Annotated in this window: 10 protein-coding genes; all 10 read right to left on the bottom strand. The window is 26.2% G+C overall.

From position 1 onward, the window contains the following. Window positions 1–2 precede the first annotated feature (2 nt). Window positions 3–1,370 (bottom strand): hypothetical protein, encoded by a 1,368-nt coding sequence (locus IC758_RS12365; RefSeq protein ID WP_227860497.1) that lies wholly within the window; start codon window positions 1,368–1,370, stop codon window positions 3–5. Between the two features lie 224 nt (window positions 1,371–1,594). Then, window positions 1,595–3,829 carry a hypothetical protein gene (locus IC758_RS12370; RefSeq protein WP_227860498.1) on the bottom strand — a complete coding sequence of 745 codons (2,235 nt, stop codon included), beginning with the start codon at window positions 3,827–3,829 and terminating at the stop codon, window positions 1,595–1,597. A gap of 118 nt (window positions 3,830–3,947) precedes the next feature. After that, window positions 3,948–7,625, bottom strand: coding sequence for a virion structural protein (locus tag IC758_RS12375; protein WP_227860499.1), 3,678 nt, complete (start codon window positions 7,623–7,625; stop codon window positions 3,948–3,950). A gap of 25 nt (window positions 7,626–7,650) precedes the next feature. Then, window positions 7,651–11,331 carry an Ig-like domain-containing protein gene (locus tag IC758_RS12380; RefSeq protein WP_227860500.1) on the bottom strand — a complete coding sequence of 1,227 codons (3,681 nt, stop codon included), beginning with the start codon at window positions 11,329–11,331 and terminating at the stop codon, window positions 7,651–7,653. 15 nt (window positions 11,332–11,346) lie between these two features. Then, window positions 11,347–12,465 carry a Low copy number virion structural protein gene (locus IC758_RS12385; protein ID WP_227860501.1) on the bottom strand — a complete coding sequence of 373 codons (1,119 nt, stop codon included), beginning with the start codon at window positions 12,463–12,465 and terminating at the stop codon, window positions 11,347–11,349. After that, window positions 12,466–13,140: a hypothetical protein gene (locus tag IC758_RS12390; protein ID WP_227824075.1), complete on the bottom strand. Its 675-nt coding sequence runs from the start codon at window positions 13,138–13,140 to the stop codon at window positions 12,466–12,468. It abuts the gene before it with no gap. Between the two features lie 8 nt (window positions 13,141–13,148). Then, window positions 13,149–13,964, bottom strand: coding sequence for a baseplate J/gp47 family protein (locus IC758_RS12395; RefSeq protein ID WP_227824076.1), 816 nt, complete (start codon window positions 13,962–13,964; stop codon window positions 13,149–13,151). Further along, window positions 13,945–14,358: a hypothetical protein gene (locus IC758_RS12400; protein ID WP_227824077.1), complete on the bottom strand. Its 414-nt coding sequence runs from the start codon at window positions 14,356–14,358 to the stop codon at window positions 13,945–13,947. The genes IC758_RS12395 and IC758_RS12400 overlap by 20 nt, the downstream gene beginning before the upstream one ends. Then, window positions 14,351–15,127, bottom strand: coding sequence for a hypothetical protein (locus tag IC758_RS12405; protein WP_227824078.1), 777 nt, complete (start codon window positions 15,125–15,127; stop codon window positions 14,351–14,353). The genes IC758_RS12400 and IC758_RS12405 overlap by 8 nt, the downstream gene beginning before the upstream one ends. A gap of 40 nt (window positions 15,128–15,167) precedes the next feature. Next, window positions 15,168–18,812 carry a hypothetical protein gene (locus tag IC758_RS12410; protein ID WP_227860502.1) on the bottom strand — a complete coding sequence of 1,215 codons (3,645 nt, stop codon included), beginning with the start codon at window positions 18,810–18,812 and terminating at the stop codon, window positions 15,168–15,170. Window positions 18,813–18,831: the final 19 nt, after the last annotated feature.

Consider the following 18,831-nt stretch of genomic DNA (forward strand, 5'->3'; position numbering starts at 1 on the left):
ACCTATAATACAGCCACTACTGGGTCTGATATATTTCCTTTCTCATCATATAAATATATAGTATAGTTGTACTTATTTGAGTACAAACAGTAATCTTTTATTGATAAAAGTGGATATCTAGAATTTAACACAACCATCTCAACTGCACCATTATCTTCTATATTATTTATATAATCATTATAGTACTTACCACCTTGTCTTATATATGTTTTAAATATGGTGACTTTTTCATCTGTTATATCAACTGGCTTTTTCTGATCGTTTTCATTTAAATTCGTTACATCTTTTCTATAGATAACCATTTTATCAATTAATACTTCAAATTTATCTTGAAATATTATTGGCTTACAGTAGTCTGTTGATATGTTTTTATATATGTTTTTCATTCTAAAAACTCTAGATTTTCTATAAAATAATTCTCTTTTATCTTTATGCCATATATTTGGTAACTTTACATATCTTATCCCATCAGTTATTAGTGTAGAATCATCTGAATGTACTTCTTGGCTAGTTATTGTATTTATTACTTTGCTGTATAAATCCTCTTTATTAATATTTATATCCTTTGATGCTTTTTCTCTTTTTATCTCTTTCCATTTTGTTATTTTAGGGTCATCTTCTTTTACTTCTAATATTTGAGTTATTTTATCTGGACTTTCAGATAATTCACAAATTCCTAGATTTGATAGTTCTGTTATATTTCCACTAGGAAATTTACTTATGACTCTATATTCATATTTATTCTTTTGCTTTTCTTTCATTTGATAAAATAATGTGTAATTTTTTCCTTCTATAGTAGCTACTACTGGATCAAACACTCCATGTGCATGTATATCTATATGTGTAACTATATCTATGGAAAAATCTAATGTGATTTTATTATATTCCACATTAGATTTTTTTATTAGAAATCCATTGTTATTTCTAATCTTTATTGTATCGTCAATCTCATATTGTTCTGTTATAATCCTATATGTTTCATATTCATTATAATTATTTCTTTTCTTAAATAAAATTCTTGATATAGTTTGATATGAACTTAATTGTATTTCTATTTTTTCTTGAGGTGCTGATGATAAATCATTTTTTAAATTCACAATTAATTTTTTAAAAGGAATTACTATTTCAAATGGTAGCGTAAATTCAGTATACCCATCATATCCTTTTGGAAAATCATTTCTACTAAGTAAAAAATCTTTGATGTTAGTCGATTCTATATCAGCATTTTCTTCTAATATTTCTATAATTGGGTCTTGATTATTTATATATTCTTCTATTTCTGTTTCTGATGAAATATTTTTAAATCTATAAATATAGTGTAACAAATTTCCTTCTGTAGATTTACATATATTTATCTTGGGATGTTCCAAATAAACTCACCTCTTTTGCATATCATTTTACTTTTGTAAACTTACTTTTATTTTTAATATACCTTATCTATATAGCAATTTGTTTAACATTTTTTAAATTATATTAATAATTTTTTATATAAATAAATATTGCAATTTAAGTTTGCCGAAAATAAGATATGTGATTACTATAAAAGGGATTGTTTCAATTTTAATTAAAACAATCCCTTTATCTAGTATACTTACTATTTTTTTTGTGCTATTGGAGTCCATTCTGCTTTATATTTCTTACCACTACTTCCATCATCATCACTTTTAGTACAAACATAAAGACCTATAGGGTATTTATCATTATCTTCTTTTTTACTTTCTGATATTGTATCCAATATATGCTTTATCCATATATCACCTACTTTAGGTTTTTTAAATGGAGGATAGTCTCCAGGAGGACAATAAGATAATGAAAATTTAGGACCTGGTAGGCCAAATCCATCTCCAAGACGGATAGAATTATTAAAAAACCACACACATCCACCATTTCCATCTTGAGGCCTATATGATAATATTCGTCTACCTACCCTCTCCTTTTTATTATGATCTGTGTACTTAATAGCTTCATCATATAAACAAAAATGGTCAATCTCTCCATCACTATCAGCATTTAGAGCACCTTCCATATCTCCACGTAATGATATTTTTCTATTTCCTTCATCAGTTATAACTATCTTAGAATTTTGAATCATAGTTAAATCTCCATACATAGAATCTCCTCGTCTTTTGACATAATCTTTTTTAATATTTTTAATTTCATTTTCTATATTGATTATGTCTCTTTTTATATCATCAATATCATCTCTTAGTTCGTCTAACTGTTCTTGAACATTGGCTCTTACCTCTTTAAGTTGAGCAAGTTCCCTAGTTGTAACAGAACTTTCACTAATACACTTATTTGTATCACTAACTAAAACTCTTGAACCATTTCTCCTATAATCAGTGTGCCTTTCCATATTATCATTTGAACAAAAAACATTTCCATTATCATCTGTCATAAGAATTTTTCTAGCATTATCACTTCCTTGAGCTATTACAACATAATAGTCAAAAGTATCCCAAATTTCCTCTACTTCGCTATCAATCTTATCCATTCTAGCTTCATAATCATAATGTCTATGTCTAATATGGGAATATCTATTATCGTAAATTGACTTTGGCTTTATAAAATGATTTGTCTCAGGAAGTCCAGATATTGTAACTGGGCTTTGATATTGATGAACTATACAAGAACTGGACATATATGGCTGTATATGTACTTCTGTTTTTTCATCTATAGCTAAGTATAATTCAAATTTGTGAGTAACTATTTCCACACCATCAACTGTAGTAGAATCTGACTTCACATGATATAACCTTAGTATATCTATCTCTTTTTGATAGCTATCCCCTTCATGTTTATATGGTGGAAATTGTTCAGCTTTATAGTCATTTTTACTAGGGTCTGGAGGAGTCTTATATCCACTTAAATCAAGAGGTCTTTCATGTGCATGATTTTCGCTTGGTGAAGTTACACTTGCATACATTGAGATATTTTCTTTTTCTAAATTTGATTTTTCTATAGAATCTTCTATTTTATCAGCTATAGTTTTATCAAAATTAATTTTTCCACCATTGTTTTTTTGTTCTCTAAATTCATCTTCTTTTATTAAATTTTCTTCAGAAGACAAACCTTCATTTAAAAATGGTAATTTTTCATCATGTAATGATACATAAAAAAACTTGTTTGTACAAGTCCATCCATCTTTATTTGTATTTGTAGGGTCTTCAAATAAACCAATATGAATATCCATAGTAGTTGGACTGTTTTCTTTAAGAAAAGTTATAGACCCTCTAAATATGGAGTTGTAAATTCCTTCTGTCATCATATCAGTGTGGTCGAATTTTCCTATATTCGGTTTTGTGTAATCGATATAATTAGATGTAGATTTAACAAATTCATCAATGTAATCTTCATTTTTCATTTTAGCCACTAGACTATTTGCAAATATCCCCTGATATGGAAGTTTACCATCTGTAGAAAAATCAGGTACATTTCCAACTCTTCTTGGAGTAAATGTGGCTATTTTAATATATCTTTTATGGGACACCAATGCAGCATGTTTAAAATGGTTGTATCCCAATCTATCTTTAAAATCAACAGCATGATACCCATCTAGGCAATCTGCATTCAATCCACTATTAGGACCATGATTTAACTCACTCCAAACTTTTTTATCATTTAAAGTCAGTTCACTTGTTATAATATTTAATCTTGGTTTATCTATCCACCAATCAAATTTAATGTCACTTGCTCTAAAATTCATTTTTGCATATGAATATCCATCATTTAAATCAGCATCTCCAAATGTAACGGATAACTTAACACCTTTGAAATCATGCAATTTCAATTCATTTGTAAGCAATGTTGCTGAAGGTAAAACACCCAATAAAATCACCTCATTTAATCTAGTAGTATATTTTTAAAATTATAGTTATTAATCTTTTAATTTAATTGTTTATAACGAGTTTCATTTAAATATATTTTGTATAATTATTAAAATACAGTTATATATTATAGTTTACATTTTCTATCCATATACTTGGTCTTACATGTTTTTGATTATCTATGTTTTTACTGACTTCTATGCTAGTCTGAGGTAACTCATCATCACTTATTACATCTACAAATTCAATAATAGGATAGCTACCATAAGCAGCCCACTTTTGAACAGCTTTTTTTATATCTTCTTCAGAAAATCTTCCTCCATTTTTATAAAGAAGCTTACTATCTATTCTTATTATAATTACAGAGTTTTCTTGATATGGTTTACCATCAAGTGTACCAATATCTAAATAATAATCACTTTCAGGCTCTAAATCTCGACGAAGTATATCTTCCATTTCTTTGATAATACCTCCGCCTCTCAATCTAGTATCTATTAAATTTGTGGATTTTAATGAAGTATGATGCCTCACAAAAATTCTACCTATATGTAAGTCAAATGGTTCTAAAGCTTCTTGATCATCAAATTTATGGTATACACAAAAATAGTTGTCCTTTAAAATCTCACCTGTGCCTCTGTCTATTATTCTCATGGGTTTTAAAAAAAAGTGAATTGTTCGATTAAATAAATCATAAGAATTTCTCATCTCATTTAGTTCATTAGAAGTGTCTGTATAAAAACTATACATATTTGGATTTAAATTTAAATCTATAATTTTGCTATCTTTATCTTGGTTTTTATAATAGCCTCTGTAATGAAGATTCTTTTCTTCATAAGTATAATCTACTAATATCTTATCATTATCACTTACTGAATCATTAATCTCTATAAATCCATACTTAAAATTAAATCCTTTTATTTCAAGTTCTTTTTTATCTTTATCATTTAACATTTTATAAACTTTTAAATTAGTTGGCTTCCAGCTATTATCAACTTCTATATACATTGGAGTATTTTTTACCTTAATAGTACTATTTCCAACAAAACTTCCTTTTTCTCCAGATATGTCAATATATGGTTTGTCATACTTTCCAAATATCTGTAAATCATATTCTGGTATGGAATATATAATTTCTATTGTTTTATCGATTCTTTCATATTTTTTACTAAAATAAGCATATTTAATAGTTGGAAACCAACCTTTTAGGGGCTCTTTTTCTAGAGGAGTTCCCACAACAATTTGATTTATATTTCTACACACTACTGAATATCCTTTATAAACTTTTCCATTCGCTGATTTATATATAGAATCTTTATCTAACATATTAGTATTTTTAATATCTCCAAGAGTAGTTGAATCTTGTTCTGGAAATCCAGTATCTTCATATGTTCTTCCATATATAAATCCATTTCCATCTGATGCTGTATATATCAAAGTCTTATCTTTTGAATACATAGTATCTAAATTTTGAAGATTATATTTAACTCTAAAAGTTGAGTTTTCATTTATTTTATCTCTGTCTTCAACTGATGAGTACTTCATAAACATCTCTCTTGCTGTCATATATCCATTTGTATCCTTTTCAGATATAATCATGTCCTCATTCTTAAAACTAGCAAGTTCTGAGTATAACGCATATTTTTTATTTATTATTTCCTTTGTAATAGGAGCTATTTCTAACTCATCCGCCATTATAATGTATTCAATTTGTATTTTACTTCTTTTGTCTTCCAATATTTCATATTCAAATACCTCTATAGAAGACTTATTTGTTATATCTTGAAACCTATTTACTCTATATGAATCTAAATCGCAACATTGAATTGGACTTATCTTTTCAAGTATACCTGCTTTAGTTTCTAAAGGATTTACACTATCTTTTCCATAAGCTTCTTCTGTCAATCCATCATACATAACATATATAGGATTTTCTACAGTTGGTACAAATGATGTATATAGATATGCATCATAGACATTTTCATATTTAGTTTTTTCTATAAAGACCTTGTACTTAAACTCATTTTCATCTATTGGATAATTATTTTCTGAAATGAGATTTATATTTTCTGAATTATACAAACCATTTATATCTAATCCGACATTATCATAAATTTTATACTTTAACTTATATCTGTAATACAGTGGTATGTTGTCCTTAAATTTATTTGTAATATAAAATAAATCGTCATCTATCAAATATTCTCCATCAATTCTATGTAAAAGACCACTTTCATCTGGATACATTATTATTTCTCTTTCCTGTTCTGGATGTATATTTGATATTTCATCTTTTTTATTTACAACACCACTATATTTAGCTGACCCATTATACAATACTTTTAACTTTCTAACCAAACCTTCATATCGTGTATATGCATTATAAGTTTTAGGGTTATAATCAATAAGTTCATTCTCAGTTTCCACAAAGCTTACAGCTTCAAATATAGAGTTTGTCAAATTTAAAACACCATACTTATCACCATCATTGTATATCTTGTCTATAGGCACTCTTTTAGCTAATAGACCTTTAAATTCCTCATGTTGAACTTTATGCTCTGGTTTAAAATCAGTAACTGTAGATTCATCCCACATAACAAAATCTCTATATAAAACACCCCAATACCCTTCTAATTCTGTGCCTTTTTCACCAGTAAATTCAATAGTTTCTGGAAAGTAATCATCATTTTTTGTAGCTAAATCTCTTCTGTGAATCCAATCTTCAACAAAATGCAATGTTACATTATTTGTATTAGTCTCTATTACAGAAACAGTATCATCTAGTGAGGCTGTTGTATTATAATAATAAGCTAAATTTACTGCTCCATTTGGAACATTTCTTCCAAGTTTAATAGATTTATTTCCTTTATTATCAAATTCTTTATGTACTTTTGTATTAGAAAATAAATCTCCAGATACATATTCTTCTTTTTCTAAAATAGATTCATCTTTTGGTGCTTGTGGATAGTCCATAATAGGTAACTTGAAATTAGGTATACTTACATCAGGTCTTTGACTTACTATAATATCATCTTTGGGTTTATATTCAGTTACAATTGTTCTTGCATGCCAAACTATATAAACAATTTCTTTTGTAGGTGAATCAATATTATATTCTCTATTTACAAAGTTTTTAAATACAATTTTCCCGTATTCATCACCTAAAAATTTCTTACTCTTTATAAATGATATATTTGCGTTATTAACGACTTTTATACTTGCCCCATTATTTACGGTCTCATTAGTAGCTTTAGTTACTATCTCAACCTTACAATCATATAAAGGATACGCTATTTCACTAAAATTATTTATAGCATCATTAGTTTCAACACATTTATCAATATTAAATTCTTTATCAGTTGAACTATAAACTATTGTAGTTGGTAATTCTATAGATTGGTTAATATTACTTGATATATTTACAGCTACTCTATTATCTTGTTCATTATCAAAATATATTTCTATAAATCTTTCTTTTGTATTTACACTCACTATTTTTTGTTCAATTAAAATACCTATTGTTTGAATGTATGTCATTCCATTTTCTAATGTCACAATAAAATCAAAAGAGTCTTCTCCAATATATAAATCATTTGCATAATAATTAAAATATATTATATTATTTAAAATACTAAAATTAACATTTCCTGATAATTTTAAAAAAGTTTCTTCTTCAATAGAACCTTTTCTATATGCTTCTCCTAGAGAATTTATGTTTCCTTCTTTTATTAAAATAACGCCTTGAAGATTAGACCCATTTGTTATCTTATAATTTAATGTTTTCAACTTATTAATATCCATAAAACATACCCCTTTTGTAGCTTATCTATATTTTTCTATTTACTATAGTGATTTCATCTTTAGCATTTTCATTAGCAATTGCCTTTATAACATCTATACAATCTCCTGTCCAACTTGTATAAATACATGGAATTATTCCATTAATATCAGTTCTATCATTTAATTTTTCAATTGTTCCAAGAGCAGATTCTATATTTACAAAAGCACCTTCAACTGGATTATTATACATATCTGTTACTGATATTAAGATGCTTATATCATCTTTTCCATTTGCAAACACAAAGTTGGTTTCTGAATATATCCTTAAAAAGTATGGTTCTAAGGTATAATCTGATATGTATATATATCCATTGTATAGGGTATTGTAGATTGGATTTAGTGATATATGCTTTAATTCTTTTAGTGAAGATGTTTTATGAGTTTCAAAATAGACCTTCACTTTATTTGGATACTTTTCTTCAAATTTATGTAATTTTATTTCAACTTCATCTTTTTCATAGTCATACAAAGCTATAAAAGAGTTCTTAATCTTGTATCTAACATTTATTATCTTTCCTTTAGGAACCTCTTTTTCAAAAACTATAACATTATTTTCAATAGTATAGTCCTTCATTAATACCTCATTTATTGTAATAACTATTGTTGTCTCATCTATATCTATGTTTTGTAAGTATAAAGTTTTAAACCCAAGAGATTCAAATTTTTCTTCACTTTCAAGTGAATATTCTCCTGTTTCACTCACAAAAAATACTTGAGTATATGGTTCTTCTATTCCAATTTCATATATGATAATAGGTGAATATTGTTGTGGTATTGGAGACATTCTTATTGTTTTAGTGTAAGGAACTTTAAATATTATTCCATCTTGCTCTGATTCTACTATAAAATCACTTTCAGATAAATATAATGATTGTGCTTTTATTGGTTTTTTAGTTACTTTATCATCTCCATCATATAAAATATTATATTCTTCAGAATATACATCTACCTTAGTAAATTTTATACTTTTTATATTTTCTAGTTTAAAATTATTAGCTTTTGCAACTGTTTCTGCATATTCTTCAATATTTTTTATAATTGTATATGGTTGAGTATCATACGGTAGATTATAAGATATTATATTTTCATATTTAGATGAGTATTCTGTAGGATTGTAAGTGGCTTTAACTTTTATATCCCCTATTGAGGGTAAAAAAGTCTCTAAATTCATTCCTGTATACTCATATCTTCCAACTTTTAGGTTTAAACTATATAGTTTTGCTCCCTCTTTTAAAACAATTTTAAATCTCACAAATCTTTTAGTTTCAATCTTGGTATTATTTTCTACTTGAATCCATTTATCTGAATTTAGTTTTCCTTCTAAATTAAGCAATACATTATCATCTTGTACATAAAATTCTACTTCTCCATCAAACTTCATTGATGGCATTATATATTTTAAATTCTCTGTGGTTTCTATTGTATCCCCTAAATCAATTATGTTAGTTATTGATATTGATATGGAATTATCCGATAACGGCATCAATACTTCTTCTCTATAATAAAAATTAAAACTAAGGAAAGAATCAATAAAGTTTCTCCAATCAGATTCACATTCATAAATTAACTCTCTATGTTGTAGTTTGGGCATTTTAGAAGGTTTAAGTATAAACCTTAATTTAAAAACTTTACACAATATTAAATTTAAAGGAATGGGCTCTCCATAAATCAATTTAACTGGTTGCATCCATTCTCCATAAATATCATTATGACCTACATAAAATACATCTACAGTACTAAATTCATTGGATTTTTGTATCCATGATATTTCTTGAATGGATGTAGGTTTTTTGTTAAATAAAAAAGGTGTTGTTTCATAAATATATTCTTCCAGAAAATCGTAATAATAATCGTTATAGTATTTTATTGGTTTTGGCCATAACATATTATCTTTATATACAAATTTTGAACTATCCAGTAATAAGTCTTTTTTATTAAATTTTCTAATATCATACCTTTCAAATTGCCCTGTTGGCTCTGATACATTCAAAGTAATCTTAATTAGTATTCTAAATTTATTAAAGGTATCCTGTAATATTTTTTCTTGACCATTCATATTACATTTATTATATAAATAATACTCCTCTTGATTATAATAATAATATCCATTATGTATACTTGGACACCAACGTGCTAAAGCATTTTGTAATGTTCTCAAGGATACAATTATAATATCATCAATATATCCATATCTTATAGTAAGCACTTTTGGATAATCTAAAATCATCACATCACTTATACTAGCTTCTACTACAAGCTCAAACCTTTTATATTCATTTGAATTTAAACTAAATTCTGTAAGACCATAAACATAGGTATGCTTTCTATTATCATCAATTATGAACTCTCCTCTATCAACTTGTCCTAAAAATTCCTTATACTCAGTTGAATCTGAAATTATAGAATCAGAATAAAATTTTATTTTGTCTCCATTAATTAATGTATAGTCTTCTTCATCTACTTGATTATCAAACTCATATAAAACATATGCTTCTTCTGGACTAAATTTTTCTATTATACAATAATATTTTCTATCATAGACATCAAGAGAAGCTTCAAAAACTGGAGCTGTATCTACCATATCCTTCTTTCCATTTTCTGATACTTCAAAATCTCCATTTATGGCTCCAACAAGCGAATCATATTCTAGTGGTGGAAATATTTCAATATATTCTTTTTGTCTTATAACTTCTACAGCTTTTATACACACTTTATGGTCAAAATAACCATATTCACTAAATTTAACGTTGGCATCAGCTTTATTGTCTTCTAAAAAATCCCTATATCCATGTGTATATGAATATATTCTTACTGGTCCTTTTATATTGTAAACTTCTATATCAAATTTATATCTCTTTGAATAATCTTTATTTTTTAATTCTGGTATCAAACTATATAAATAAATATCTGCTACTTGAGTATGCTCATCAAATACATAGTCTAAATCTAGTTCAGATTTATATGTTGGCCCAAATGGTTCTCCTTCAATTTTTTCTCTAATTTGGGATACCTCTCTTGCACTTACTCTAATACTTACTTTAGAATCATAAGTAATGTAATTAGTTTTAGCTTCCATCTTATATCTATAATAAAATTTTATAGTGTTATATTTTACCTTGTTACTTGCTCTTATTCCATATATTTTATTTAGTAGTTTAAATGTCTTTTTATATGTAGTATCTTCTGATTTATATAACTTACAATCATTATAATCTCCTATCCCAGACTGAAATGCTTTCATTCTACTTGCTATGTTAATATTCATATATGGAACTATTTCCACTCTTTCTGGCAATTTAAACTTAGTATAGCTTAGCACTTTATTTTCTTTTATAATTACATTTTTTTCTTCTTCCAATACGGCAACTATAGATGGAGATAGCGAGAATGATTCTGTATTTTCTGTTTTAAAAAAAATATATACACCCTCTGTTAACGACTCTATTTCATATCCATCAACCATTAATTTACTTATATGTATATTATTTTCAATACTATATCTATCTAACTCTTTAGCAAAATACTTGGTTATTTCTTTTGAATCAACTTCAAGTTCTTCGTGTGGGTATAGCTTTAGATTTTTTTTAATTATATGTTTATTAAAGCTTATCAACTTATTTATTTCAGTATTCTCTATAATAAGTTTAATTTCAAAGTTCAAATCCATTTTTTCACCCCCAATCTACTTTTTATAATATCCATATTTTGAAAAACCTTTTATACTGGAATCAAGAAACGTTGGTAAAAATGAAAAACTATTATCATAATCTTCATCTTTTCTTACCCAAATATCTTCATCATATCTAAAATCATTCCAGAAAGTTGAAGTATCATCTTTTATCTTTGTTACATAATCAATTAATAGACTTGTTGGAGTTGCATCTGAATTATACAATTCTATATTTAATTTTTTATTATTTATATCCACTAGTTGATACATTTCAAGATTTTTTATAAAAGAAATAACTGCTGATTGATTTTTTTTATCAGGATTTCCCTTTAAAAGAATTTCTCCTCTAGAAGTGATATAGACATCATTTAAGTCTATTATATTGTTATCTATTGATATAGTATTTATCAATACCATCTTTTCAGATATAATAAAATCTTCGCCCATATTCTTCCATTCTTTTACTTCTCTAATTCCAAGCTCTCTTGCAATTCCATTAGCAAGACCTTGCTTTGTTGAATTAGCTGGATTTTTAAAGACATCAAGAATTCTCAATTTATAATCATGATTCTTCTCACCTTTAAGCCTAGAGCATCCTACTAAAGAACCAAATTCATCAAAAAAGTTCCATACATGATGTAGACTTAGCTCAAATAAAAATTCTTTATTATTAAACTTTATTTTTATTTTACCAAAAGGTAAATCTTCTTCTTTATCGTATGCCTCTCTAACATAAATTATTTTCTTCTTTTCATCAATAAAATAATAATCTGGCTGCTTTATGTTATTTTCTAAATTTTTTTCATTTCTCTTTATTCCAAAAAAAGTATACAAATCACAACTTCTTTCAAGTATGAGTTGATTTGTATACACCATAGAAATATTATTTATATTAAAGTTACTTGGTAGTAAAGCTTTATATACCAAATCAACAAACTCTTCATCTGCTGATTCAATATACATTTGTTTTGAAGCATAAAGTAGCATTTCTTCTATTTCATCCAACTCTATACCAAATATATTTAAAAACTCAATCCCAATAGACTTATTGGTTTTTTTCTTCATTTCAAACCAAAAGGGAAGCATTGACCTTATTTTTTCTGTATATCTTGCAAAATCGCTTTCTTGCATTTAGATAATCACTCCTCTAAATTTTAGCCCTACTAAGTCTCCATTTAAATTATTTAATGTTTTATTTGCATCAAACATAATGTCATTCATAACAAACAGAAATGTATCAAATACCGTTATAGACTTATTGTATATATCTGGATAAAAAGCAGATACACAAATTTCTTGAATCCTAGCAACTATTTCATGCTGTCTATCTGAATTCCAATGATTATACTTATCCATCACTATATCAAGTACATTTACTTCTTCTTGCGAATAACGATTATTATCATTATAAAAACTTTTCAAATCGGCAATAATATTATTTAATGTATAAACACTTTCTGTATATAATTCATCTGTATCTACTATCTTTCCAGAGTCCACTTTTTTACATAGTTTTAAAGCATGAACCTTAAATATATCCATATGATTAATCAATATTTCTCTAAAAACAGCTTCTTTTCCCTTATTCTCGAGTGTAAAATGTATTTTTATAATATTTTTATTTAGTTCTATTTTTTTAAATATTGGATGCGAATATAACATTAATTGATTATTTATAGCTTTATATTGTTCTTTATTCTTTTTTTTATATTTTTTTCTACCTAAGCAAGCTCCAACTACAGTGATAATTGCAGTTGTAACTGCTACAACACTCTTTATTAATTCCAAATATATGTTTTCAGTCATTATGTCCCCTATATAATTACTACAGAATCCCCATCTGGAGATACGATAAATTTTTCATCCCATCTGCACTCCTGATTAATTAACAAACAATTTTTATTGTTTATCTTAATACTATTACAAGAATAATTTAGTATAGAATCACTGACTTGCATTATTCTCTGTGTCAATTCATTTATAAATAGTGATTCTCCTATGTTTATAGAATTTATATAGCTTATGATTTCTTCTCTTACAGATACTCTTATAGCTTGTTTTTCTATTTCGCCTATATATGAAGAAAATACCAACCCTACATTTAGCTTTACATATTTAAAATTAGGCAACTTTACTATGACCTTTTCTCCAAATGATGTTATATCTAATAATGCTTCTCTTACATTCAAAAGTAAATCTTCATCTTTTATATTTTCAGTTATTGGCACAATAGTCATACTACCTGGTCCATGAGAGTATCTTTTTAATATTACATCTTTTACACCTTTGATACTTAAGACAGCTAATCTTATTGAAGTTTCATTTGCTTTAGCCAAAGTTAGTGTTTGATGAGTAATTCTTTTTCTATAATCTTCATCTGATTCTTCAAATAATCTCTTGCATCCTACTAATATACCTATAGCATTTAAAAACCTACCAGTAGCAGTAGTCACAAAAGCTTGAAGATGGCTCATTGTAAGTACATCATAAAATTCTGATATATTTTTATTTATTATATCAGAAAAAAGTTTGGCTATAGAACCAGGGCTTGTGTCAAATCCAATTTTATTTAGTTCGACTTCCGTTTCTTTAACCAGAGATTCAAAATTTTTATTGTGTATTAATATCATATTTGATTTTCACCCCACTAACTACATCAATTTCCATGTTAATAACAATTGGATTATTATTTCTTTTTTCTTTTATGAAAATTAATAATTCTATCCTATTTTTGCATATTTTAGGTATAAAAAACAAACTATTTTCTCCAACTAACTCATCATAAAGTAATGCTTGTTCAATAGATTTTATAATTAAGTCTAATGTATTTTTATTATTTAATTCGCCTAAAAACTTTTCTATATCTGAACCTATATAATCTACATTAAACCAATCTTTTGTTACAGACTTTATTCTACAAATACATTTTTGTCTAAGTAAATCATCTGAATTTAAATATAAAAAATTATTCGAATTATTATCATATATTAGCTCTCCACTATCTGTTATACAAAAATCAAACATTCTTATCTACTCCATTTATCTCTATCTTTTTTGTATCAATAACTATCTCACTTCCAGATAAAGTAATTTTATCTTCAGCACATATATTTATATTATTTGATATTATTGACCAGTTTTCTGATTTGGTAGAAAAATCTCCAAAAACTTCTATAGTTCTATTTTCAGCATTTATCCTTAATCCAACATTGGTTGCTGTAAATATATCTATACTACTATCATCTCTTAATTTTACAATTGAAGATTTTACAGGATGGTATATACCAACTTCTTTACCTACAAAAATTCCTTTTTTTTCTATTTTTTTTACAATATTATCAATAGGATTTTTATGCATAAAATCTTTATATTTTGACTTATCTTTATTAGCGTAGTCTAGCCAAGTTTCGCTCGTTTTTTTAGTTATTTCTCTTGAATCTCTCTTTATATTTGATAATAAACATCCTTTTCTAATATGAGTTTGTCTTTTTTTTGATGGAGATTTGTATGACTTCTCTACTACTCCTGTTATTTTCGGTTGAAATATAGAACCATTATTAAATTGTATATATACTTTATCTCCTTTTTCTAATGGTGATAAATGAACTCCTTCTCCTATATTTTGAATAGGTACATTTGAAAAAGTTGTACTATTGCCTTTTATGTTCTCTACATATACATCTGCTGTATTTTTACATATATTATAATGTATTACTTTACCTATAGAAGTTGTAAACAGTATCTTTGAATATGGATCTATTATGTTATCTATTAATTTATCTTTAAGCTTCATATTAATTACCTCCCACTCTAGGTTAAACTTCCTATATGAATTAAACTTTATATAATGGATATCTAATTATAGAGTTTTTATAATTAAACATTTCATATTGTGCAGTAAATATACTATTTAGCTTCTTATAATTATCTAGTCTCGTTAGTTTAGAAGTATCAGTTGTATTGTTTGAACTTACTAAGCTTTCATTGTTTAATATATTTGCTACAGAAAACAATATTTTATTACATGATTTTAACATATTACTCATGCCACTATATTTTAATGAGTTTGCAGTCAATAGACCTGGTGTAATTGATGTTGTAAATCCAGTTTTCATATTTATAGAGTGTGTTACTTTCCTTGCTAAGCACACACCTGATAGTCCTCCAAACAAATCATTAATTGCTATTAAATCATATACATTCACTTGTGGTTTCCCCACAATAATCAACTCACCACTGTAAGTTTCTTGCCATGAATTTTGAAGTTGTGATACACAGTTTCTTATAGACATATGCCTGTTATTTGCATATAATTCTCTGCATTTCAAATTTTCATTCTCTAAAGTAGAAAATATATTAAAATTCTGTATCATTGAATTGTCTAATACTTTATTTTTTTGATTTGACCATTTCATATTGTAATCACTCGTTATAAATGGTGTTGATTCTAAAGTCCCTAATACATTATAAATTCCTCTTGTATTTGTTATTAAATTGTTATTATCTATTTTTATATTATTGGCTATAATTGAGTCATTAAAGTCTACTATATGCATTTGCGAAAAAGCTTTAGAATACTCATAGGTATCATTTTTAAACTTATTTATATCAAATTTGTACATCCAAATAGGTAAACCAAAAAATAATCTATGTTCAAATAGGAATGGTCTTGGATATACTACAAACTCAGGCATAGATTTTTCGCTCATTTTACATATGTCCCATATTTTTTTACCTATTGGTAAAAACTCATAAATTGATTCACTTATATAGTTAACACTGTGAATATCACTAAGGTATATCCCATTATAATTACTTAGATACATATTTTTAGATATATCACTCTGAACTTTTTTGTAAGCTTCTATAGAATTAAAATCATACATGCCAAAATGCTCTACATCATATTTACTCTTAAGATTCTTTTCCTTATATTCAATATTTTGGTATTCTATTTTAGAACTTCTCTTACTCATTAAATCTAATATTATATTACTTGCATCTTTCTTTAAATCTATATTATCATTTAAAAAATTCATATCTTCACTTAGATATCTATTTGTAAGCTCTAATCCATCTGACTTTGCCTCTATTAAAATAGTGTCTTTTGAAGTGTTCATTTCAATTATAGTACCATTAAACACAATTGGATATTTTGAGGGATTTGAACCATATCCCATTCGTATATGTACTCTAGTTCCTTCTTTCAAAATGTCTTGGCTATCTAATTTATTTCTTTTTTTCACTATTTCTAAATTAATTTCATCTCTTGAGTCTTCTTTATATCCTTCCAACACTTTTGATAATATACATTGATTTTTATTAAACATATTTACAGTGTCATTTTTTATACCAATACTATCACCATCTAAATTTTTTTCATTATTAAAATCATTAGGAATAATTACTTTTGCACTTGATATAGGAGAATCAACTTCTTGTGATATTTTTATATCTATAATAGACTTATATATATAGTAATTTGTCCAACTTTTTTGTCCATCAAAGCAATCTATACCCTCATCACATAACATAAATATAAAATTTGGAAATGCCCTAATGAGTGTACCTTTTTGCGAATATAAAAATTCATCAACTAGCATATTTTCTACAACTGTATTTCGATTATTTTTAGGAAACTCTTTAAAAGATTGAGTTGGCTTTACTTGTTCGATATTAAATTTTCCAACCTCATTTCCATGTATTTTATTAAAGTTTTCATTCTTAAATATTAAGTGTTTGTCAGAAGATAATTCTCTTTCAAATTCATCATCCAATTCACCTATGTTTTGTGGTTCATATCCATATTTATATTCTGGCTCTACAACTATATCTGATTTAATGCTTTTTAACTGTGTATCAATTTTATTACATTCAGATTTAGTAGGATATATAATATAAAAGTCTGGTTCAACAAAACCACTATATTTTTCATTTCTCGCTATTTCGCCCATAACTATATCTGTTCTAGGATATTTTACAAGTGAAGTTTGTTTAATTCCATTTTTAAATCTAAAATTTCTTACTTTTTGTATAGCATTGTCTATTTCGTTATATTTTGGTAGACTGAGATTTGGATACATTTCCAAATATACAAGTTTCTTGGAGGCACAAATATCCTGCATAGTTTTATTATCTATTCCTTTAGATGTATAATCTATAAAATCCTCTTCTGTACCTAGTCTCCCCTCAGGAATTTCATTGTACTCATATTCATATGTTTCTATAGCTCTATTAAATGGTCTAAAGCCTATTGGTTTCATATTTTGAATTTTATCCATATCATAACTTCTACATTTAATGGTTATATTGTATAATCCACAAAATCCAAATACAGTGTCTACTTGAACATCTTTTATGGTTATGTACTCTGTTCCAGTCAGATTTACAAGTTCATTTTCCACTTTTATAATATCTCTATCTTCATTTTCAAAACTTGTATTTTTATTATTTAATCTGTTGAATTTTTTTATTATACTCTCATCACTTGTTTTAAATATAAAGACAAAGTCAATTTTATTAAATCCCATATATTGTTTTGTTGGTATTTCATCATGATTTAATCCTATGTTCGAAAATGTATTACTTAAACTAAAATTGATATATGTAAGATATACACTTTCTTCACTACTCAATATTTCATCAAAATATTGTTCATTCATTATAATGTTTTTGCTCTTTATTTTATTAAAATCAATATTTTTTAAATGTAATTTTTTAAATGTAAATTTACCAGTGAAGTTTAGTGACTGTATCTTTTTAAGACTTGATAAGTTAGAATTTTCAAGATTTTTTTGAGTATAAAATCTATACAAATCCCAATCTATATGCTTATCTAATGAAATATTATCTTTATTAAAATAAGACTTTACATTAAATTCTTCCATAATTATTTTGATTCTTAGAGTCTCAGAAAAACCCTCTACAGTTTCAACTGACATACTCTTTAAGGCTACATTATTTATACTATTTGCATCATTTACAACTTTACATTCAACTGGAACAAATGGAGTATATTTAAACTGACAAATTAAATTTCTTAATCCATCTACATAATATTTGAAATCAAATGGCGATTCTACTTGATATCCATTAACTTGATTTATACCATTTATCGTCAAGTTCACAAATATTTCTTTTCTTATATTCTGTTTTTTAGATTGTTCTATATTTGCCATCCTATTCTCATTAAGACTCTCACTATCATTTATAGAAGTTATACTTATATATTCTGGTAATATTTTAAAACAACAGTCTCCTATTCTAAAAATATTATCAAGATTGTCTTTATATTTGAGCCTATGTTCATATTGAATATATTCGTAATAACTTAAAGGTTTATATTCACCATCTAAGTTTCTAAGTGTTGATTCTTTGTATAGCATATTGACTATTTCTTGACTATCTTTATCAGTTATTTCCTGAGCAATAGCTCCATAATAAGATTGGTTTGAACTCTTATTAGACTTATTATTCATAAACTCACCTTCTTTAACT

Source organism: Clostridioides sp. ES-W-0016-02 (genome assembly GCF_020641035.1).
Classification (GTDB): Bacteria; Bacillota; Clostridia; order Peptostreptococcales; family Peptostreptococcaceae; genus Clostridioides.